The organism is Pseudomonas sp. 05N431, from assembly GCF_056397005.1.
The window spans coordinates 420,358-439,665 of sequence record NZ_JBFTMN010000002.1 but is presented as its reverse complement, the minus strand read 5'-3'; the positions used below and the strand labels follow the sequence as shown (position 1 = coordinate 439,665).

Below are 19,308 nucleotides of genomic sequence, written 5' to 3'. Positions count from 1 at the left end.
CGCAGATGAGCATTTGACGCTGGCCAGAGGCGCAGGTATAAACCGCGTCTCGTTGTTTTGTCGGACCTTTTCCCATGAGCTTCAGCCCTTTGATTCGCCAACTGATCGACGCCTTGCGCATCTTGCCCGGTGTCGGTCAGAAAACCGCCCAGCGCATGGCGTTGCAACTGCTCGAGCGTGATCGCAGCGGTGGCTCGCGGCTGGCGCTGGCCCTGAGTCAGGCCATGGAAGGGGTCGGCCATTGCCGACAGTGCCGCACCCTGACCGAAGACGATCTGTGCCCGCAATGCGCGGACCCTCGTCGCGACGACACCTTGCTGTGCGTGGTCGAAGGGCCGATGGATGTCTATGCCGTGGAGCAGACCGGGTTTCGCGGTCGCTACTTCGTGCTCAAGGGGCATTTATCGCCACTCGACGGTCTGGGGCCGGAAGCCATCGGTATTCCGCAACTGATGTCACGGATCGAAGAGGCGGGTACGTTCACTGAAGTCATCCTCGCCACCAACCCGACGGTTGAAGGTGAAGCGACAGCGCACTACATCGCCCAGTTGCTGAACAATAAAGGCCTGATCGCCTCGCGCATCGCCCACGGTGTGCCGTTGGGTGGGGAGCTGGAGCTGGTGGATGGTGGGACATTGGCGCATTCGTTTGCCGGGCGTAAGCCGATCGTTCTGTAGCGCATGAACTGACGCCATCGCGAGCAAGCTCGCTCCCACAAGGTTAGCGTCGTATTTGTGGGAGCGAGCTTGCTCGCGATTCGGGCGACTAGGTCTCCCTGATTCACATAATTTTATTGAAAACCAAGCAAGCGCTCGGTAAGTTCGCTGAACCTTCAGTGGAGCTCGCCGATGCCTGCCTTTCAGGAATACTTCGACCCCAGCCATCAGTTGGTCCGCGACAGCGTGCGACGTTTCGTCGAGCGCGAGATTCTGCCGGACATCGATCAGTGGGAGGAGGCCGAGGGCTTCCCCCGCGAGCTCTACCTCAAGGCCGGCGCTGCGGGGATTCTCGGCATTGGCTATCCCGAAGCGCTGGGTGGCAGCCACGAAGGTGACCTGTTCGCCAAGATCGCCGCCAGTGAAGAGCTGATGCGCTGTGGTTCCGGCGGGCTGGTGGCGGGGCTGGGCTCGCTGGACATCGGCCTGCCACCGATCCTCAAATGGGCCAGGCCCGAGGTACGTGACCGAGTGGTGCCGCAAGTCCTTTGCGGTGAAAAAATCAGCGCGCTGGCGGTTACCGAGCCCAGCGGCGGCTCTGATGTGGCCAACCTGCAAACCCGCGCCGTGCGTGACGGCGATTACTATCGGGTCAGTGGCAGCAAAACCTTTATCACCAGCGGTGTTTGTGCGGATTTCCATACCGTAGCGGTGCGCACCGGCGAGCCGGGTTTTGGCGGTATCAGCCTGCTGTTGATCGAGAAGGGCACGCCGGGATTCACTGTCGGTCGTCAGCTGAAAAAAATGGGCTGGTGGGCGTCGGATACTGCCGAGCTGTTTTTCGATGATTGCCGCGTGCCGGTGGGCAACCTGATCGGCGTCGAGAACATGGGCTTTGCCTGCATCATGGGCAACTTTCAAAATGAGCGCCTGGCGCTGGCGTTGATGGCCAACATGACTGCGCAACTGGCGCTGGAAGAAAGCCTGAAATGGGCTCGGCAACGCGAAGCGTTCGGCAAGCCGATTGGCAAGTTTCAGGTGCTCAAGCATCGCTTGGCGGAGATGGCCACGGCGTTGGAAGTCTCCCGGGAGTTCACCTATCGCCAGGCAGCGAAAATGGCGGCGGGGCAGAGCGTGATCAAGGAAATTTCCATGGCCAAGAATGTTGCCACCGACATGGCCGATCGCATCACCAGCGACGCGGTGCAGATCCTTGGTGGGCTGGGTTACATGCGTGAAAGTCTGGTGGAACGGCTGTACCGCGACAACCGGATCCTTTCGATCGGGGGCGGTACGCGGGAAGTGATGAACGAGATCATCAGCAAGCAGATGGGGCTTTGAATGAGGCGGTGCCGGGGCTGGCGCCATCGCGAGCAAGCTCGCTTCCACAGTTGATCTTTGTCATGCACAAGATTTGTGTACACCGAAGATCTATGTGGGAGCGAGCTTGCTCGCGATGGCGGCAGTGACGACGCCGACTTATCTTTCGCTCAGCGAAAACTGCGTCAGACAGAACGTCGGGATGCCCATGTCTTCCAGTCGCTGGGAGCCGCCCAGTTCCGGCAGGTCGATAATGGCCGCCGCTTCGAAAATCCGTGCGCCCATACGTCGAACCAGATTGGCCGCAGCGATCAGCGTGCCGCCAGTGGCGATCAGGTCATCGAACATCAGCACCGAGTCGCCTTCGCAGAGGCTGTCGGCGTGGACTTCAAGGAAGGCTTCGCCGTATTCGGTCTGATACCCCTCGGACAGCACGTCAGCCGGCAGTTTGCCTTGCTTGCGGAACAGCACCAGTGGCTTGTTCAACTGATAGGCGAGGATCGAGCCGATCAGGAAGCCGCGCGCATCCATGGCGCCGATGTGCGTGAAGTCAGTCTCGACGTAGCGGTGGGCAAAGCTGTCCATCACCAGGCGCAGGGCCTTTGGGGACTGGAACAGCGGAGTGATGTCGCGAAAGATCACGCCCGGCTTTGGAAAATCGATCACGGGGCGGATCAGGGATTTGATGTCGAAGGAGTCGATGACCATCGTCGAGGTGTCCTGGCAGGCTACAAACGGCGAAGTATAACTGCGGCCGGGCGGGTTCGCTCGGCCGCAATCGCAAAGTCAGCCTTCGACCGAGCCACCGGCCAGTGCACACAGCTGGATCGGGTCGAGGATGTGCACTTCCTTGCCTTCGGCGGCAATCAGTTCGTTTTGCTGGAAGCGCGTGAATACCCGGGACACGGTTTCCACCGCGAGGCCCAGGTAGTTGCCGATTTCGTTGCGCGACATGCTCAGGCGGAACTGGTTGGCAGAGAATCCACGTGCGCGGAAACGGGCCGACAGGTTGACCAGGAACGTGGCGATGCGCTCGTCAGCGGTTTTCTTCGAGAGCAGCAGCATCATCTGCTGATCGTCACGAATCTCGCGGCTCATCACGCGCATCAATTGGCGGCGCAATTGCGGCAGTTGCAGGGCCAGTTCATCAAGGCGTTCGAAGGGGATTTCGCATACCGAGGTGGTTTCCAGCGCCTGGGCCGAAACCGGGTGGCTCTCGGTGTCCATACCCGACAAGCCGACCAGTTCGCTCGGCAGGTGGAAGCCGGTGATCTGTTCTTCGCCGCCATCACTCAGGCTGAAGGTTTTCAACGCGCCGGAGCGTACTGCAAAAACGGAATCGAACTGGTCGCTCTGACGAAACAGAAACTCGCCTTTTTTCAGCGGGCGACCACGTTTGACGATATTGTCCAGCGCATCCATGTCTTCCAGATTCAGAGAAAGTGGCAGGCAGAGGGGGGCCAGGCTGCAATCCTTGCAATGTGCCTGACTGTGAGCGCGCAGTTTAACTGGCTCGGACATTTCTTAGATCCTTGTGGGGGAAACACACATAAGATGTAAGGGTAACTCACACAATGACCCTGAGGCCAGCTTGCGGTGTCTTAAATCACCCGAGAGAAACGCTGGCGATTCTGTTGTTCCAGGTACGCATCGAAGACCATGCACACCGAGCGGACCAACAGCCGCCCGGCCGGCAGGACCACGATTTTTTCGTTGTCGAGTTCGATCAGGCCATCCTCGGCCATGGCCTGCAACTGCGGCCAGAGCTCGCTGAAGTAGCCGCGAAAATCGATGTTGAAAGCCTGCTCGATCTGGGCGAATGCCAGGCTGAACGTACAGATCAGCTGCTGAATCACTGCCCGCCGCAGACGGTCGTCCTGGTTGCACAGCAATCCACGACTGGTGCCCGGTTGCGCGCTGGCCAGAGTGTTTTGGTACTGATTCAGATCGCTGCTGTTCTGGCAGTACAAATCACCAATCTGGCTGATGGCCGACACGCCAAGGCCGATCAGGTCGCAATGACCGTGGGTGGTGTAGCCCTGGAAGTTGCGTTGCAGCGTCGACTCTTCCTGAGCGATGGCCAGTTCATCATCCGGCAGGGCGAAATGGTCCATGCCGATGTAGCGATAACCGGCGGCGGTCAGTTGCTCGATGGTGCGCTGAAGCATGTTCAGCTTTTCGGCGGCTGCCGGCAGGTCGCTGCTGTTGATTCGCCGCTGAGGCATGAAACGTTCGGGCAGGTGCGCGTAGTTGAACACCGAGAGCCGATCCGGTTGCAGGCTGATGACTTCGTCCACCGTGCGGGCGAAGCTCTCGGCGGTTTGCTTGGGCAGGCCGTAGATCAGGTCGATGTTGATCGAGCGAAACTGCAAGGTGCGCGCCGCCTCGATCACCGCACGGGTTTCTTCCAGGCTTTGCAGGCGATTGACCGCACGCTGTACGGCAGGGTCAAGGTCTTGCAGGCCGATGCTGACCCGGTTGAAACCCAGTTCGCGCAGCAGGCCCATGGTTGACCAGTCGGCTTCCCGTGGGTCGATCTCGATGCCGTAATCACCGGAGTCATCGTCCAGCAGGTTGAAATGCTTGCGCAGTTGCGCCATCAACTGACGCAATTCGTCATGGCTGAGAAAGGTCGGGGTGCCGCCGCCGAAATGCAGTTGCTCGACTTTCTGGTTCGGGTCCAGGTGACAGGCGATCAGCTGGATTTCCTGTTCCAGGCGCTGCAAATAGGGCAGGGCGCGGCCGCGGTCCTTGGTGATGACTTTGTTGCAGGCGCAGTAGTAGCAGATGTTTGCGCAGAACGGCACGTGCACATACAGCGACAGCGGGCGCAGGGCCTTGCGGCTTTCGCGCAGGGCATGAAACAGATCGAAAGTGCCGACCTGGCTGTTGAATTGCACCGCGGTCGGATACGAGGTGTAGCGTGGTCCCGCCAGGTCGTAACGGCGGATCAGATCTGTGTCCCAACGAATGGCGTCGAGCATGCGGGCATTCCCCCGGATAGGCTGGCAGTGTTGGCGAGTCTAGGGGGTGCGACGTTGGGGCATCTTGATTTGCATCAAGGGTCACACGGTCGGGGCTTGTGGTGTCTGTGACGAACTCATCGCGAGCAAGCTCGCTCCCACATTGGATCTTCGGTGTTCACAAAATCCCTGTGGGAGCGAGCTTGCTCGCGATGGGAGCACCGCCGATCTAATGCCCCATCAACCAATGCTGATGTGGCCCCGGCAAGGTCCAGATGCCAAACAGGATCACCAGCAAGCCGCCGGTCATGCGCACGCTGCGTTTGCGCAGTAACGCCGTGACCCGTTCGGCCGCAAGGCCAGTGGCCAACAAAACCGGCCAGGTGCCAAGGCCAAACGCGAGCATCAACAACGCGCTGTCGATGGCATTGCCCTGGCTGGCAGACCACAACAGTGTGCTGTAGACCAAACCGCACGGCAGCCAGCCCCAGAGTGCGCCGAGCAGCAACGCGCGCGGCAGGCTCGATACCGGCAGCAAGCGGTTGGCAACTGGCTGTATGTAGCGCCACAGGCCGCGCCCCAGGCTTTCGATGCGGGTCAGGCCGCTCCACCAGCCGGCCAGGTACAGGCCCATGGCGATCAGCAGCAAACCGGCGAGAATCCGCATAAACATCGCCGCCGGGCTGTTGGCCACCGCCCATCCCGCCAGGCCGATCAGCAGGCCCGCAGAGGCGTAGCTGAGAATCCGCCCGAGGTTGTACGCCAGCAGCAGACGGAAGCGCCGGCTGCGTTGTTCCTTGGGAATCGCCAGGGTCAACGCGCCCATCAACCCGCCGCACATGCCCAGGCAATGCCCGCCGCCGAGCAGGCCAAGGATCACCGCAGAAACCAGCAGTGGCGCCAACTCAAGCATGCGGCGGGGCCTTGTCGTTCGGCTTGGCCGGATCGGTCGGCGAGTGACCACTGGCTTCATCGACTGCTGCCTGATGGCTCGGGTCCTGGTCGTCGAACAGGATGCTGTGGGCCGGACCGTCGAGGTCGTCGTACTGACCGCTGTCGACCGCCCAGAAGAAAATGTAAATGGCGATGGCGACGATCAGCAGCGCTGCCGGGATCATCACATAAAGAGCTGGCATCTGGACTCCATGCCTGACCGGATCAAACCGGTAGCGGGCGGGTGACTGGCGTGGCACTGGCGCTTGGCTGGCTCGGCATGCGAGTCAGGCGAAGTGCATTGAGCACCACGGTCAGCGAACTGATCGACATGCCGACCGCGGCCCACACCGGAGTGATCCAGCCGAGGGCGGCGAACGGCAACATGAGGCCATTGTACAGTCCGGCCCACAGCAGGTTTTCAATGATTACCCGGCGTGTACGTCGAGCCAGGCTGAAAGCTTGCACCAAGGCGTCGAGGCGATTGGACAGGAGCACCGCGTCGGCGCTGGTTTTCGCCAGATCGGTGGCCGAGCCCATGGCCACGCTGATGTCGGCGGCGGCCAGCACCGGCACGTCGTTGACCCCGTCGCCGAGCATCAACACCTTGCGGCCTTGCTGGTGCAACTGCTTGAGCACCTGCAGCTTGTCATCCGGACGCAAGCCGCCGCGGAACTCGTCGATACCCAATTCGGCGGCGACACTGGCAACCATCGGCGAGCTGTCACCGGACAGCAGCAGCGTGCGCCAACCGCGTGCTTTACACGCCGCGAGCAGCACCGGTGCGTCGTTGCGCAGACGGTCGTCGAGCACGAACCAGGCCAGCGCGCCATGGCTGTCGCCAAGCAACAGCCATTGGCCGGCTTCATCCGGGATTGCCGGCACAGCGCAGCCGCTGAGTTCGCAGACAAACGCCGGTTGACCGATGCGCAGGCGCTGTTCGCCAACCAGGCCCTCAAGGCCCAATCCCGGGGTGCTGAGGACTTCTTCGGCGGCCAGCGGCGCTCGGCCAAAGGCGCGGGCAATCGGGTGTTCAGAACGGTTTTCCAGAGCGGCGGCGAGGCCCAGGCACTGATCGCTGTCGAGTGCGCCCAGTGCTCGAATCGAACGCAAGGCCAGACGGCCCTCGGTGAGCGTGCCAGTCTTGTCGAAAATAACCGTGTCGATTTGATTCAGACCTTCCAGCACGTGGCCGCGGGTCAGCAGCAGGCCGAGTTTGTGCAAGGTGCCGGTGGCGGCGGTGAGCGCGGTCGGCGTGGCCAGCGACAAGGCGCACGGGCAGGTCGCGACCAGCATCGCCAGCACGATCCAGAACGCACGGGACGCGTCCAGCTGCCACCAGAGTAGACCAATGGCCGCGGCGGCCATCAACGACAGCAGCAGGAACCACTGCGCAGCGCGGTCGGCAATTTCTGCCAGGCGTGGTTTTTCGGCCTGAGCGCGATCCAGCAGGCGGACGATGGCCGAAAGGCGAGTGTCCTGACCCAGTGCCAGCACTTCGACGGTCAGCGCGCCCTCGACATTCAGGGTGCCGGCCGTCACCGCATCGCCGAGCGTCCGGGGTTGCGGCAGGTACTCGCCGGTCAGCAGCGACTCATCGATGCTCGACTGGCCATCGAGGATTTTGCCATCGGCCGGGAGGATGGCGCCGGGATGCACCAAAACATGGTCACCGAGACGCAACTCGCTGAGCAGGATGCGCTCGCTCTGGCCGTCCGCGCTCAGGCGCAGGCACGACGCGGGCAGCAGGTTCACCAGTTGCGCGGTGGCGGCGGCGGTGCGCTCGCGAGCGCGGCGTTCCAGGTAGCGGCCCGCCAACAGAAACAGTGCAAACATCCCGACCGCGTCGAAATACAGCTCGCCGACGCCGGTGATCGAGGTCCAGATCCCTGCGAGGTAGGCGCCGCCGATGGCCAGCGAAACGGAAACGTCCATGGTCAGGTGGCGGGTGCGCAGGTCGCGCATTGCGCCTTTGAAAAACGGCGCGCAGCTGTAGAACACAATCGGTGTAGTCAGGAACAGCGCGACCCAGCGCAAGATGGTGTGCAGCTCGGGGCTGAGGTCGATATTGAATTCCGGCCAGGTGGCCATGGTCGCCATCATTGCCTGGAACCACAGCAAGCCGGCGACGCCCAGTTGGCGCAAGGCCAGGCGGTTTTCGCTGGCCAGTTGTTCGCTGGCACGATCGGCCTGGTAGGGGTGGGCGGCGTAACCGATGTGGCGCAGTTCGCTGAGCACCTGGCTCAATGGTAACTGGCTGTCGGCCCAGCGCACGTGCAAGCGATGGTTGGACAGGTTCAGGCGCGCCTCGGCCACGGCCGGCAGGCTGCGCAGGTGTTTCTCGATCAACCAGCCGCAGGCCGCGCAGCTGATGCCTTCCATCAGTAAGGTGGTTTCAGCGAGTTCGCCTTCGTGGCGAACAAACGGTTGTTGCACGTCGGCGCGGTCATACAGCGCCAGTTCGTCCACCAGTTGCACCGGCAAGGCCTCGGGGTTGGCCGAGGCCTCGCTGCGGTGGCTGTAATAGTGCTCCAGCCCGCCTGCGACAATCGCCTCGGCCACGGCCTGGCAACCCGGACAGCAGAGCTCGCGGGTTTCGCCGAGGATGACGGCGGTAAACCGGCTGCCGGGCGGGACGGGCAGGGCACAGTGGTAGCAGGGGGTGGGTGTGGTCATCAGGTATTCACTGGTACCGCAGAATCTGTGTCGTCTGACAGGGCCTCATCGCGAGCAAGCTCGCTCCCACATTAGTTCTGCGAATACAGGTCCAGTGTGGGAGCGAGCTTGCTCGCGATGCGCGAAGCGCAGGTGTTACTACTACTGGTCTTCCGCGCCTTGCAGCGGTTCGTCACCGAGCAGCAGATTCTTGTCGTGGCCGATCTGTTCTTCTTCGAACATTCGCCACACGTGATCGTCCTGGCTGCCCAGCAACTCGACGAAGCGCCGGCCTTCGATCTTGTCGGTCAACTGGCCGATATAACGACCCGGTTCAGTCTCGCTGCGGGTCAGGGTGATCTTGCGGTCTTTTTCCGGCTGGGTCGGCGAGATCAGGTTCAGTTCCAGGGTCGCGGGTGTGCTGTTGCCGGTCAGGCGCACATCGACTTCACCAGTCACCTCATCCAGATGCACGTTGGCGCGCAACAGCAGGGTCTGGGCCAGCAACTCGCGGTCCAGCGAACGGTTGATGCCTTTGCCCGCCTCGTAGTAATTGTCGTTGACCAGGTTATCCGGGTTTTTGACGGCAATGGTCACCATGGACAGGGTCAGGGTCACCGAACAGGTCAGAATCCCGATGATGATCCATGGCCAGAGGTGCTTGTACCAGGGGCTGGTGGCAGTTGCTGCGGGCATGATGACTTCTCTCAACGAATTTGTGGGCCGATGAATCGGCTCTTGGCTTCAACGTGGACGCTGTTGTCGTCGGCATCCTTGAGGGTGAATTTCACCTCGTTGGTGCTGGACGGCAATTGATCCGGTGCACTCGATAGCTCGATCGGCATGCTGAAGATTTCGCCCGCAGCCACCTTGATCTCGCGCTTGCCTTGCAACTTGAGATCCGGCAGCCCGGAGGCTTCCAGCACGTAGGTGTGGTCGCGCTGGTCCTTGTTCATGACTTTGAGGCTGTAGACGTTCTCGATCCGGCCTTCGGCGTTTTCGCGGTACAGCACGCGGTCCTTGCTGACATCGAAGCCGACCAGAGAGCGCATGAAGAACGCAGTGATCAGCAAGCTGATCATGGTCAGCAACACCAGCGCGTAACCGATCAGGCGCGGACGCAGTTTATGGGTTTTTTGCCCGGACAGGTTGTGCTCGGTGGTGTAGCTGATCAGGCCGCGCGGGTAGTCCATCTTGTCCATGATGCTGTCACAGGCATCGATGCAGGCGGCACAGCCAATGCACTCGATCTGCAAGCCGTCACGGATGTCGATACCGGTCGGACACACCTGGACACACATGGTGCAGTCGATGCAGTCGCCCAGGCCCTGAGCCTTGTAGTCGATACCTTTTTTGCGCGGGCCACGGGCTTCGCCGCGGCGCGGGTCGTAGGAAACGATCAGCGTGTCCTTGTCGAACATAACGCTCTGGAAGCGCGCGTAAGGGCACATGTAGATGCACACCTGTTCGCGCAACCAGCCGGCATTGCCGTAAGTGGCGAGGGTGAAGAAACCGACCCAGAAATACGACCAGCCATCGGCCTGGCCCATGAAAAAATCGATCGTCAGTTCACGAATCGGCGAGAAGTAGCCGACGAAGGTCATGCCGGTGACGAAGCCGATCAACAGCCACAGGCTGTGTTTGCTGAACTTGCGCAAGAACTTGTTGGCACTCATCGGTGCCTTGTCGAGCTTGATGCGTTGATTGCGGTCGCCTTCGGTGACCTTCTCGCACCACATGAAAATCCAGGTCCAGACACTCTGCGGGCAGGTATAGCCGCACCAGACGCGTCCGGCGTACACGGTAATGAAGAACAGGCCGAAGGCGCTGATGATCAACAGGCCGGACAGCAGGATGAAATCCTGTGGCCAGAAGGTCGCACCGAAGATGAAGAATTTGCGCTCCGGCAGGTTCCACCAGACTGCCTGGTGACCGCCCCAATTGAGCCAGACCGTACCGAAGTACAGCAGGAACAACACGGCACCGCCGACCATTCGCAGGTTGCGGAACAGGCCGGTGAAGGCGCGGGTGTAGATTTTTTCCCGAGAGGCGTAGAGGTCGACGCTGTTATTTGCGTTCTTGGAGGGCGGGGTGACGTCGTGTACCGGAATCTGGTTGCTCATCATTGCATCCCACGGCAGTGGAAAAATGCCCCGGTCAGTACGTGCCGACCGCGGTCAAAAAAGGCTGTTGCAGTGGCGCAATGATACGCCTGTCGCTCTAGTCCAAGGGTGCGACCTTTGGTCGCGTTGGGGAAAAATCATGAATGGTGTAGCAGATGTAACAAAACATGATCCACGTCAATTGACTATAGCCGAACCCTGTTCTTCGGCGATGAGCCAGGCGCTTGAGCTACAGAGCGCAGCGGATGACCGCAACACTTCGAGTCGATGCAGCTTAAGGCAGGCGACCTTGTCCAAGGCTGTCGAGCCTACCGGAAGTGCGCTTTTTGTCATCACTGCGATCGGGGGCGGTAAACGGGGCGCGACGCTTCGAAGTCTCCGCGGCTGCACCGTCAGTGATAATTACATTGGCATGTATTCGTCAAATTTGCCGATGTTGTGTGCGCCGTCATCATGGGCTCGGCAATATGCTTTATTAAATGTTGGTGTGGGGGGATTTGTTTTTTTGATTCTGTCGGCATAAGTTCTGGTGGCGCATGAGTCAAGCGCTGACAAACTAAAATATAAGTATTAATGGAGAAGGAACTCTATGGCGTTTTTGTGTGTTCGCAAGCGGTTGGCTTGTGCAGTGTTTGGTTTAGGGTTGGGTATTTCAAGTGTGGTGTTGGCGGATACATCACCCCTTCATATGATCTTTACCTCTGATCCACAGTACCCGTGGACTGAAAGTTCCGACAGTGGTGCGCAAGAGTCGAGCTCTGACAAGGAGAAGCGCTCCAAGTGGCTGATCGAGACCCAGTACTCGGATGTGGCCAGTTTCAGAAAGAATTTCAGTACGGATCCGGCTCATGTTCCCGTCATGATCAACGGCGACATGACGGCTTTCGGGCATGGTTGGCAGCGTTCGACGGTTAAGTCCCTGCTTGAAAGCACGCTGGGTGATAACTATGACTACGGTCTGGGTAATCACGATTACGAAAACAATGTGGACGACTGTAGTTTTCCCGAGAATGGCTGTGCAGCCGAGAGCATTCTGGCACTGAAAGACAGGTATTGGGGCAAGGTTGGCAATATGGATCTGGCGGCCAGAAGCGAGGGTAGGGTAAAGATTTTTTATGGCAGCCTGGCTTACTCCAAAAAAATGGGCGATGTTCACCTGGTTCAACTAAATAACGAGCCTACTTATGCGGTGAATTTTGCGTCCGGATTTCCATTGAATAAAATCAACTTTGAAATTACCGATGCATTGGATTGGTTGGAGCGCGATCTGCAGCAGGCGCACAGTCAAGGTCGGGTTATTATTCTCAATATGCATAAACCTGATCGCTGGAAGGGGAGTACTGAGCAGATTGCCCGGTTCAAGAAGATGATTCAGGACTACAAGGTCACGGCAGTGTTCGCCGGGCACTATCACGAGAGTTCTGGTGAATACTTCAGTTGGAACAAACACGACTATTTTGGTGATGTGCCGGTGTTCCTGAGCGGTGGCGCTTCCCAGCAGACCTACCTGATTACCAGTTTTTCGGCGGATCGCAGCAGCCTGACAGTCAGTCGTGTGCAAGGTAATAACTGGCCCAGCCGTAAAGTTATTTCGACCATCCCGGTCAAGTAAGCGTCCACACGGTTGTTGAAATGAAAACGGCCCCGCCAGATCACTGGCGGGGCCGTTTGGTGTTGCAGTCAGGCGTTTGCCTTACTGGGCGTCAGCCGCCTTCTCACCGTGAGACAGGCTGTAGACGTAAGCGGCCAGCAGGTGAACCTTGTCGTTGCCTTGCAGCTGTTCTTGCGCAGGCATCTGGCCCTGACGGCCGTAACGGATGGTCTGCTGCAGTTGAGCGAAGCTCGAACCGTAGATGAACGCGGCCGGGTGGGTCAGGTTAGGTGCGCCCATGGCTGGGGTGCCTTTACCTTCCGGACCGTGGCAAGCCACGCAGTTGGCAGCGAAAATCTTCTGGCCGGCAACCGGGTCGGCCTTGGCACCTTCCGGCAGCTTGCGGCCATCGAGGTTGGTCAGCACGAACGCGGCAACGTCGCTGACGCCTTGCTCGCCGATCACTTCACCCCAGGCTGGCATCATCGCGTGACGGCCGCCCATGATGGTGGTCTTGATGGTTTGTGGCTCGCCGCCCCAACGCCAGTCTTCGTCGGTCAGGTTAGGGAAGCCGTAAGCGCCTTTTGCGTCGGAACCGTGGCAAACCGAGCAGTTGGAGGCGAACAGGCGGCCACCCATCTTCAGGGCTTGTGGGTCCTTGGCAACTTCTTCAATTGGCATGGCTGCGAATTTGGCGAAGATCGGACCGAACTTGGCATCCGATTTGGCCATTTCCTTTTCCCACTCGTGAACGCCGGTCCAGCCGGACTGGCCGTTGGCGAAGGGGGTCTGCTTCTCGTTGTCGAGGTAGCCGTAACCCGGCAGCAGGCCTTTCCAGTTGCCCAGGCCCGGGTACAGCGCCAGGTAGCCGAGGGCGAAGATGATGGTGCCGACAAACAGCATGAACCACCATTTCGGCAGCGGGTTGTCGTATTCCTCGATCCCGTCGAAGGCGTGGCCAACCGTCTCATCCGTCTGCTCGGCGCGCTGGCCCTTGCGGGTCGACAGCAGCAGCCAGGTCAGGGCGAAGATGGTACCCAGACTGAGGACTGTGACGTACAGACTCCAGAACGTAGTCATTCTTTGTTACTCCTAGAAGCTTGCTCGACGTGCTTGATGGCTTCGGGATCATCCGCGAAAGGCAGCAAGGTCGCGTCTTCAAACTCCGACTTGCGCTTGGGGCTGAAGACCCACAGCGCCAGACCGATAAAGGCAACCATCACGACAACGGTGCCCAGGCCACGAATCATCCCGATATCCATCCAGATCACCGTTTGCTTTTGATGATGGTGCCCAGGCCTTGCAGATAGGCCACCAGCGCGTCCATTTCGGTTTTGCCCTTCACGGCATCTTTTGCACCGGCGATGTCTTCGTCGGTGTAAGGAACGCCGAGGGTGCGCAAGACTTCCATTTTCTTCGCGGTGTCCTTGCCGTCGAGCTTGTTTTCCACGAGGAACGGGTAAGCCGGCATTTTCGACTCAGGCACCACGTTGCGCGGGTTGTACAAGTGCGCACGCTGCCAGTCATCGGAGTAACGACCGCCAACGCGGGCCAGGTCCGGACCGGTACGCTTGGAGCCCCACAGGAACGGGTGGTCCCAAACGCTTTCACCGGCTACCGAGTAGTGGCCATAACGTTCGGTTTCAGCACGGAACGGACGGATCATCTGCGAGTGGCAGCCGACGCAACCGTTGGCGATGAAAATGTCACGGCCTTCAAGTTCCAGCGCCGGGCGTGGCTTCATGCCTTCAACCGGCTTGTTGGTCACGTCCTGGAAAAACAGGGGGACGATCTGGGTCAGGCCGCCGATGCTGACGGCGATGACCATGAAGAAGGCCAGCAGGCCAATATTCTTCTCGACTGCTTCATGCTTCATCAGTGAGCTCCAACGACAGCGATCTGAGCGGCGGCTTCAGCATCTTCCGGATTCGAGGCGCGTACGGTGCGGAACACGTTGTACGCCATGAACAGCATGCCGCTGGCAAAGAACGCACCGCCCAGGGCGCGAACGATGAAACCAGGGTGGCTGGCTTGCAGGGCTTCGACGAACGAGTAGGTGAGGGTGCCGTCATCGTTGATTGCACGCCACATCAGGCCCTGGGTGATGCCGTTGACCCACATCGAAGCGATGTACAGCACGGTACCGATGGTCGCGAGCCAGAAGTGCGTGTTGATCAGGCCGATGCTGTGCATCTGCGCACGACCGAAGATTTTCGGGATCATGTGGTACAACGCACCGATCGAAATCATCGCTACCCAGCCCAAGGCACCGGCGTGTACGTGGCCGATGGTCCAGTCGGTGTAGTGCGACAGCGAGTTGACGGTCTTGATGGCCATCATCGGGCCTTCGAAGGTCGACATGCCGTAGAACGCCAGGGACACGACCAGGAAGCGCAGGATTGGGTCGGTACGCAGCTTATGCCAGGCGCCCGAGAGGGTCATCATGCCGTTGATCATGCCGCCCCAGCTTGGCGCCAGCAGGATGATCGACATCGCCATGCCCAGCGACTGAGCCCAGTCCGGCAGTGCGGTGTAGTGCAGGTGGTGCGGACCTGCCCAGATGTACAGGGTGATCAGTGCCCAGAAGTGCACGATCGACAGGCGATACGAGTAGATCGGACGCTCGGCCTGTTTCGGTACGAAGTAGTACATCATCCCCAGGAACCCGGTGGTCAGGAAGAAACCTACCGCGTTGTGGCCGTACCACCACTGGATCATGGCGTCAGTCGCACCGGCGTACGCCGAGTAGGACTTGAAGAAGCTGACCGGCAAGGACGCGTGGTTGACGATGTGCAGCATCGCCGTCACGACGATGAAGGCACCGTAGAACCAGTTACCGACGTAGATGTGCTTGGTCTTGCGCTTGACGATGGTGCCGAAGAACACCAGGCCGTAGGTGACCCAGACGATAGCCAGCAGGATAGCCAGGGGCCATTCCAGTTCCGCGTATTCCTTGGTGGTGGTGTAACCCAGCGGCAAGGTAACGATCGCGCCAACGATTACAGCCTGCCATCCCCAGAAGTGGAAGGCAGCGAGGCTGTCGGAAATCAGTCGCGTTTGGCAGGTTCGCTGCACGACGTAATAAGAAGTGGCAAACAGTGCACAACCACCGAAGGCGAAAATCACCAGGTTGGTGTGCAACGGGCGTAGGCGTCCAAACGTCGTCCACGGCAGGCCGAAATTCAACTCCGGCCAGACCAATTGTGAGGCGATGAAGACACCGAGCCCCATGCCAAGGATCCCCCAGACCACCGTCATGATGGCGAACTGGCGGACTACCTTATAGTTATAAGCAGTCGGACTGATTGCTGTGCTCATTCTAAGGTTCCACGGTTTAGGTGTTTTATTAGGGATAAAAATCGGTCGCAAGTATGGAGAAAGCGGGGGGTCATTGCAACGCGCCATGACCCGCGTCAATGCTTTCAAAAGCTGATTCTGCGGCCTTTCCATGCTCCGCGTAGGGACAAAATTGCCCGTGGACAAAATGTCTCGGCGGACCAAAAAGGCAAGGGGGTCGGGTCAGGTGTAACTGGGTGTGTTCAAACGAGGCGGGCAGGTGACAGACGGCAATTTGCGCGACAGCCGGTATCTACCAGCCTTTGCGGCCTGTCATCGAACAGATTCGTCGAACGCATCGTGTACGGTTGACCTTTGACCGGCTGTTGCCAGTCCGCTTCGAAGCAAGCGTAGACGCGAATCCACCGAACCGAAAGGCAGACCCATTGAGGGGTGCGACAATGCGTCGCAAAGGAGCAGGGAACTGCCGCATTCGGGTGAATGCAGCAGTTGGGCAGTGAAGATTTATTCGGTTTTGCTTTCAGCCTGCAAACGCTCGGCGTTCGGGTTGTGAGACAAGCTGTACACATACGCGGCCAGCAGTTGCACCTTGTCGTTGCCGAGCAGTTCGTGCTGCGCCGGCATTTGACCCTGGCGACCATGGCGGATGGTCTGCTGCAGCTGCGTCAGGCTGGTGCCGTAGATGAAGCCTGCCGGTTGCGTCAGGTTTGGCGCGCCCATCAGTTCCGTGCCTTGGCCATTTGCACCGTGACAGGCTACGCAAGTGGTGCTGAACACTTGCTGTCCGGCTTGCAGGTCAGCGCCGCTGTCGGTTGGCAGCGGCAGGCCGGCGAGCTCGTGACGGACATACGCCGCGACGTTTTTCACCCCGGTTTCGCCCAGCACTTCACCCCAGGCCGGCATGGCTGCCATGCGTCCGCCCATGATCGTGGTCTTGATGGTTTCGGCACTGCCGCCCCAACGCCAGATGTTGTCGGCGAGGTTGGGGAAACCGAAAGCGCCCTTGGCATCCGAGCCGTGGCAGACCGAGCAGTTGGAGGCAAACAGGCGTCCGCCCATTTTCAGCGCTTGTGGATCCTTGGCGACTTCTTCCACGGGCATGGCCGCGAATTTGGCGAAGATCGGTCCGAACCTGGCGTCGGCCTTGGCCATTTCCCGGTCCCATTCCTTGGTCTGGGTCCAGCCGTCCTGATAGCCGGGCAGAATGCCTTTCCAGTTGCCCAGGCCCGGATAAAGGATCAGGTAGCCGACGGCAAACACCAGGGTCCCGGCGAACAGCATGAACCACCACTGCGGCAGCGGATTGTCGTACTCCTCGATGCCGTCGAAGCTGTGGCCCATGGTCTGGTCGACGCTGCCCTTGGTTTCGCCCTTGCGGGTGCCGATCAGCAGCCAGGTCAGGCCGATCAGGCTGCCAATGGTCAGCACGCAGATCCACGTACTCCAAAAGGTGGTCATGGCTGGGTACTCCTTGTTGTTGCTGTTTCTTGGCTGGTGGCGTCGTCGGGTTGCGGTTCATCGGCAAAGGGCAGCAGGCGCGCTTCGGCGAATTCCGGGCTGCGTTTGCCGTTGAACACCCACAGCGCCAGTCCGACGAAGGCTATGAAGACGACGACGGTGCCCAGGCCGCGAATCATTCCGCTACTTATTTCAAAGGGCATGGCTCACCTCTTGCTCTTGATCGCAGTGCCGAGCACTTGCAGGTAGGCGACCAGCGCATCCATTTCGGTCTTGCCCTTGAGCGTTTCGACGCTGCCTGTGATGTCTTCGTCGGTGTATGGAACGCCGAGGGTGCGCATGGTCCGCAACTTGGTTTCGGTGTGGCTGCTGTCCAGCGCGTTGGCCACCAGCCATGGGTAGGCGGGCATCTTCGACTCGGGCACGACGTTGCGCGGGTTGTACAAGTGCGCGCGGTGCCAGTCTTCCGAGTAGCGACCGCCGACCCGGGCCAGGTCCGGGCCGGTGCGCTTGGAACCCCACAGGAACGGGTGATCCCAGACGCTTTCACCGGCCACCGAGTAGTGGCCGTAACGCTCGGTCTCGGCGCGGAACGGACGAATCATCTGTGAATGGCAACCGACGCAACCTTCGCGGATGTAGATGTCGCGACCTTCGAGTTGCAGTGCGGTGTAAGGCTTCATGCCTTCGACCGGTTTGTTGGTGACGTCCTGGAAGAACAGCGGGACGATCTGGGTCAGACCGCCGATGCTCACCGCGAAGACCATCAGCAGCAACAGCAGGCCGACGTTTTTCTCAATCGTTTCGTGTTTCATGGCGGACTCCTCAGGCCATCTGCGCCGAGGCGGCGACTTCGGCTGGCTGTGCGGCACGCACAGTGCGCCAGGTGTTGTAAGCCATCAGCAGCATGCCGCTGAAGAAGATCGCGCCGCCCACCAGCCGCACGACGTAGCCTGGGTGGCTGGCCACCAGGGTTTCGACGAAGGAGTAGGTCAGCGTGCCGTCTTCGTTGACCGCGCGCCACATCAGGCCTTGGGCGATGCCGTTGACCCACATCGAGGCGATGTAGAGCACGGTGCCGATGGTCGCGAGCCAGAAATGCGAGTTGATCAGGCCGAGGCTGTACATCTGCGTGCGGCCGAAGATTTTCGGGATCATGTGGTACAGCGCGCCGATCGAGATCATCGCCACCCAGCCGAGTGCGCCGGCGTGTACGTGGCCGATGGTCCAGTCGGTGTAGTGGGAGAGGGCGTTGACCGTTTTGATCGCCATCATCGGCCCTTCGAAGGTCGACATGCCGTAGAACGCCAGCGACACGACCAGGAAGCGCAGGATCGGGTCGCTGCGCAACTTATGCCAGGCGCCCGAGAGGGTCATCATGCCGTTGATCATCCCGCCCCAGCTCGGTGCCAGCAGGATCAGCGACATCACCATGCCCAGCGACTGCGCCCAGTCCGGCAGCGCGGTGTAGTGCAAGTGGTGCGGGCCGGCCCAGATGTACAGGGTGATCAGTGCCCAGAAGTGCACGATCGACAGGCGATACGAGTACACCGGGCGTTCAGCCTGTTTCGGCACGAAGTAATACATCATCCCGAGGAAGCCGGCGGTGAGGAAGAAACCTACCGCGTTGTGGCCGTACCACCACTGCACCATGGCATCCGTCGCACCGCCGTAGGCCGAGTAGGACTTGGTCCAGCTCACCGGCAGGGAGGCGTGGTTGACGATATGCAGGATGGCCACGGTGATGATGAACGCACCGAAGAACCAGTTACCGACGTAGATGTGCTTGGTCTTGCGCTTCATCACCGTGCCGAAGAAAACGACGCCGTAGGCGACCCAGACGATGGCGATCAAAATGGCGATCGGCCATTCCAGCTCGGCGTATTCCTTGGAAGTGGTGTACCCCAGCGGCAGGCTGATGGCGGCCAGGACAATGACCAACTGCCAGCCCCAGAAGCAGAATGCGGCGATTTTCGGCGCGAACAGCTGCGTCTGGCAGGTACGTTGCACCGAATAGAAGGAGCTGGCGAACAGGGCGCAGCCGCCGAATGCGAAGATCACCGCGTTGGTGTGCAGCGGGCGCAAACGGCCGAAGCTGGTCCAGGGCAAATTGAAGTTGAGTTCAGGCCAGACCAATTGAGCCGCGAGAAAAACCCCGAGCCCCATGCCGACGATGCCCCACACCACCGTCATAATGGCGAATTGGCGGACCACCTTGTAGTTATAGGCGGTACTTAAAGAAGTGTTCATGGTTCCCCATCCACGGTTCAGCCGAAGTGAAAGCGTCCGCGCAGGGCGATGACGCTCCCTTC

At 60.0% G+C, this 19,308-nt stretch carries 20 protein-coding genes; 4 read left to right on the top strand and 16 right to left on the bottom strand.

The genetic code is table 11. From position 1 onward, the window contains the following. Nucleotides 1-74 precede the first annotated feature (74 nt). Both recR and AC1DIG_RS05085 read left to right on the top strand, forming a co-directional pair. Nucleotides 75-677: a recombination mediator RecR gene (recR, locus tag AC1DIG_RS05090; RefSeq protein WP_477766402.1), complete on the top strand. Its 603-nt coding sequence runs from the start codon at nt 75-77 to the stop codon at nt 675-677. A gap of 171 nt (nt 678-848) precedes the next feature. Continuing rightward, nucleotides 849-1,997: an acyl-CoA dehydrogenase family protein gene (locus tag AC1DIG_RS05085; protein WP_477766401.1), complete on the top strand. Its 1,149-nt coding sequence runs from the start codon at nt 849-851 to the stop codon at nt 1,995-1,997. 138 nt (nt 1,998-2,135) lie between these two features. Here the strand turns inward: AC1DIG_RS05085 and AC1DIG_RS05080 are convergent, their stop codons facing one another. The 8 genes from AC1DIG_RS05080 to ccoG all read right to left on the bottom strand — a co-directional run bounded on the left by AC1DIG_RS05080 (nt 2,136) and on the right by ccoG (nt 10,650). Continuing rightward, nucleotides 2,136-2,684 carry an adenine phosphoribosyltransferase gene (locus AC1DIG_RS05080; protein WP_477766400.1) on the bottom strand — a complete coding sequence of 183 codons (549 nt, stop codon included), beginning with the start codon at nt 2,682-2,684 and terminating at the stop codon, nt 2,136-2,138. Between the two features lie 78 nt (nt 2,685-2,762). Then, nucleotides 2,763-3,497, bottom strand: coding sequence for a fumarate/nitrate reduction transcriptional regulator Fnr (fnr, locus tag AC1DIG_RS05075; protein WP_477766399.1), 735 nt, complete (start codon nt 3,495-3,497; stop codon nt 2,763-2,765). Between the two features lie 80 nt (nt 3,498-3,577). Beyond that, nucleotides 3,578-4,960, bottom strand: coding sequence for an oxygen-independent coproporphyrinogen III oxidase (gene hemN, locus AC1DIG_RS05070; RefSeq protein WP_477766398.1), 1,383 nt, complete (start codon nt 4,958-4,960; stop codon nt 3,578-3,580). A gap of 208 nt (nt 4,961-5,168) precedes the next feature. Beyond that, entirely contained in the window at nt 5,169-5,852 is a 684-nt protein-coding gene (locus AC1DIG_RS05065; RefSeq protein WP_477766397.1) for a sulfite exporter TauE/SafE family protein, read from the bottom strand. Continuing rightward, entirely contained in the window at nt 5,845-6,075 is a 231-nt protein-coding gene (ccoS, locus tag AC1DIG_RS05060; protein WP_347929440.1) for a cbb3-type cytochrome oxidase assembly protein CcoS, read from the bottom strand. Before ccoS ends, AC1DIG_RS05065 begins: the two co-directional genes overlap by 8 nt. Before the next feature lie 22 nt (nt 6,076-6,097). Continuing rightward, nucleotides 6,098-8,548, bottom strand: coding sequence for a heavy metal translocating P-type ATPase (locus tag AC1DIG_RS05055; protein WP_477766396.1), 2,451 nt, complete (start codon nt 8,546-8,548; stop codon nt 6,098-6,100). A 141-nt stretch (nt 8,549-8,689) separates the two neighbouring features. Beyond that, nucleotides 8,690-9,223, bottom strand: a complete 534-nt coding sequence (locus AC1DIG_RS05050; protein WP_477766395.1) for a FixH family protein — start codon at nt 9,221-9,223, stop codon at nt 8,690-8,692. 11 nt (nt 9,224-9,234) lie between these two features. Beyond that, the gene (ccoG, locus tag AC1DIG_RS05045; protein ID WP_477766394.1) at nt 9,235-10,650 is read right to left on the bottom strand and encodes a cytochrome c oxidase accessory protein CcoG; all 1,416 of its coding nucleotides are present in this window, start codon (nt 10,648-10,650) and stop codon (nt 9,235-9,237) included. 139 nt (nt 10,651-10,789) lie between these two features. Here ccoG and AC1DIG_RS05040 point away from each other — a divergent pair, with 139 nt between their 5' ends. Both AC1DIG_RS05040 and AC1DIG_RS05035 read left to right on the top strand, forming a co-directional pair. After that, the gene (locus AC1DIG_RS05040) at nt 10,790-11,173 is read left to right on the top strand and encodes a hypothetical protein (protein WP_477766393.1); all 384 of its coding nucleotides are present in this window, start codon (nt 10,790-10,792) and stop codon (nt 11,171-11,173) included. 66 nt (nt 11,174-11,239) lie between these two features. Beyond that, entirely contained in the window at nt 11,240-12,262 is a 1,023-nt protein-coding gene (locus AC1DIG_RS05035; RefSeq protein ID WP_477766392.1) for a metallophosphoesterase family protein, read from the top strand. 81 nt (nt 12,263-12,343) lie between these two features. On the opposite strand, the gene ccoP (AC1DIG_RS05030) is transcribed toward AC1DIG_RS05035, so the two are convergent. The 8 genes from ccoP (AC1DIG_RS05030) to ccoN (AC1DIG_RS04995) all read right to left on the bottom strand — a co-directional run bounded on the left by ccoP (AC1DIG_RS05030) (nt 12,344) and on the right by ccoN (AC1DIG_RS04995) (nt 19,246). Next, nucleotides 12,344-13,321 (bottom strand): cytochrome-c oxidase, cbb3-type subunit III, encoded by a 978-nt coding sequence (gene ccoP / locus AC1DIG_RS05030; RefSeq protein WP_477766391.1) that lies wholly within the window; start codon nt 13,319-13,321, stop codon nt 12,344-12,346. Next, entirely contained in the window at nt 13,318-13,503 is a 186-nt protein-coding gene (locus AC1DIG_RS05025) for a CcoQ/FixQ family Cbb3-type cytochrome c oxidase assembly chaperone (protein WP_003175465.1), read from the bottom strand. The genes ccoP (AC1DIG_RS05030) and AC1DIG_RS05025 overlap by 4 nt, the downstream gene beginning before the upstream one ends. A gap of 5 nt (nt 13,504-13,508) precedes the next feature. Then, on the bottom strand, nt 13,509-14,117 hold the full coding sequence (ccoO, locus tag AC1DIG_RS05020) for a cytochrome-c oxidase, cbb3-type subunit II (protein ID WP_054593209.1): 609 nt from the start codon (nt 14,115-14,117) through the stop codon (nt 13,509-13,511). After that, the gene (gene ccoN, locus AC1DIG_RS05015) at nt 14,117-15,559 is read right to left on the bottom strand and encodes a cytochrome-c oxidase, cbb3-type subunit I (protein WP_054593208.1); all 1,443 of its coding nucleotides are present in this window, start codon (nt 15,557-15,559) and stop codon (nt 14,117-14,119) included. Before ccoN (AC1DIG_RS05015) ends, ccoO (AC1DIG_RS05020) begins: the two co-directional genes overlap by 1 nt. A 483-nt stretch (nt 15,560-16,042) precedes the next feature. Further along, nucleotides 16,043-16,996: a cytochrome-c oxidase, cbb3-type subunit III gene (gene ccoP, locus AC1DIG_RS05010; RefSeq protein ID WP_477766390.1), complete on the bottom strand. Its 954-nt coding sequence runs from the start codon at nt 16,994-16,996 to the stop codon at nt 16,043-16,045. After that, entirely contained in the window at nt 16,993-17,199 is a 207-nt protein-coding gene (locus tag AC1DIG_RS05005; RefSeq protein ID WP_477766389.1) for a cbb3-type cytochrome oxidase subunit 3, read from the bottom strand. The genes ccoP (AC1DIG_RS05010) and AC1DIG_RS05005 overlap by 4 nt, the downstream gene beginning before the upstream one ends. Before the next feature lie 3 nt (nt 17,200-17,202). After that, nucleotides 17,203-17,811, bottom strand: a complete 609-nt coding sequence (ccoO, locus tag AC1DIG_RS05000) for a cytochrome-c oxidase, cbb3-type subunit II (protein ID WP_477766388.1) — start codon at nt 17,809-17,811, stop codon at nt 17,203-17,205. Nucleotides 17,812-17,821: 10 nt separating this feature from the next. After that, entirely contained in the window at nt 17,822-19,246 is a 1,425-nt protein-coding gene (gene ccoN / locus AC1DIG_RS04995) for a cytochrome-c oxidase, cbb3-type subunit I (protein WP_477766387.1), read from the bottom strand. Between the last annotated feature and the right edge of the window lie 62 nt (nt 19,247-19,308).

Coding starts and splice junctions, on each gene's coding strand:
- recR (WP_477766402.1), top strand. CDS start 75: ATGAGCTTCAGCCCTTTGATTCGCCAACTGATCGACGCCTTGCGCATC.
- AC1DIG_RS05085 (WP_477766401.1), top strand. CDS start 849: ATGCCTGCCTTTCAGGAATACTTCGACCCCAGCCATCAGTTGGTCCGC.
- AC1DIG_RS05080 (WP_477766400.1), bottom strand. CDS start 2,684: ATGGTCATCGACTCCTTCGACATCAAATCCCTGATCCGCCCCGTGATC.
- fnr (WP_477766399.1), bottom strand. CDS start 3,497: ATGTCCGAGCCAGTTAAACTGCGCGCTCACAGTCAGGCACATTGCAAG.
- hemN (WP_477766398.1), bottom strand. CDS start 4,960: ATGCTCGACGCCATTCGTTGGGACACAGATCTGATCCGCCGTTACGAC.
- AC1DIG_RS05065 (WP_477766397.1), bottom strand. CDS start 5,852: ATGCTTGAGTTGGCGCCACTGCTGGTTTCTGCGGTGATCCTTGGCCTG.
- ccoS (WP_347929440.1), bottom strand. CDS start 6,075: ATGCCAGCTCTTTATGTGATGATCCCGGCAGCGCTGCTGATCGTCGCC.
- AC1DIG_RS05055 (WP_477766396.1), bottom strand. CDS start 8,548: ATGACCACACCCACCCCCTGCTACCACTGTGCCCTGCCCGTCCCGCCC.
- AC1DIG_RS05050 (WP_477766395.1), bottom strand. CDS start 9,223: ATGCCCGCAGCAACTGCCACCAGCCCCTGGTACAAGCACCTCTGGCCA.
- ccoG (WP_477766394.1), bottom strand. CDS start 10,650: ATGAGCAACCAGATTCCGGTACACGACGTCACCCCGCCCTCCAAGAAC.
- AC1DIG_RS05040 (WP_477766393.1), top strand. CDS start 10,790: ATGAATGGTGTAGCAGATGTAACAAAACATGATCCACGTCAATTGACT.
- AC1DIG_RS05035 (WP_477766392.1), top strand. CDS start 11,240: ATGGCGTTTTTGTGTGTTCGCAAGCGGTTGGCTTGTGCAGTGTTTGGT.
- ccoP (WP_477766391.1), bottom strand. CDS start 13,321: ATGACTACGTTCTGGAGTCTGTACGTCACAGTCCTCAGTCTGGGTACC.
- AC1DIG_RS05025 (WP_003175465.1), bottom strand. CDS start 13,503: ATGGATATCGGGATGATTCGTGGCCTGGGCACCGTTGTCGTGATGGTT.
- ccoO (WP_054593209.1), bottom strand. CDS start 14,117: ATGAAGCATGAAGCAGTCGAGAAGAATATTGGCCTGCTGGCCTTCTTC.
- ccoN (WP_054593208.1), bottom strand. CDS start 15,559: ATGAGCACAGCAATCAGTCCGACTGCTTATAACTATAAGGTAGTCCGC.
- ccoP (WP_477766390.1), bottom strand. CDS start 16,996: ATGACCACCTTTTGGAGTACGTGGATCTGCGTGCTGACCATTGGCAGC.
- AC1DIG_RS05005 (WP_477766389.1), bottom strand. CDS start 17,199: ATGCCCTTTGAAATAAGTAGCGGAATGATTCGCGGCCTGGGCACCGTC.
- ccoO (WP_477766388.1), bottom strand. CDS start 17,811: ATGAAACACGAAACGATTGAGAAAAACGTCGGCCTGCTGTTGCTGCTG.
- ccoN (WP_477766387.1), bottom strand. CDS start 19,246: ATGAACACTTCTTTAAGTACCGCCTATAACTACAAGGTGGTCCGCCAA.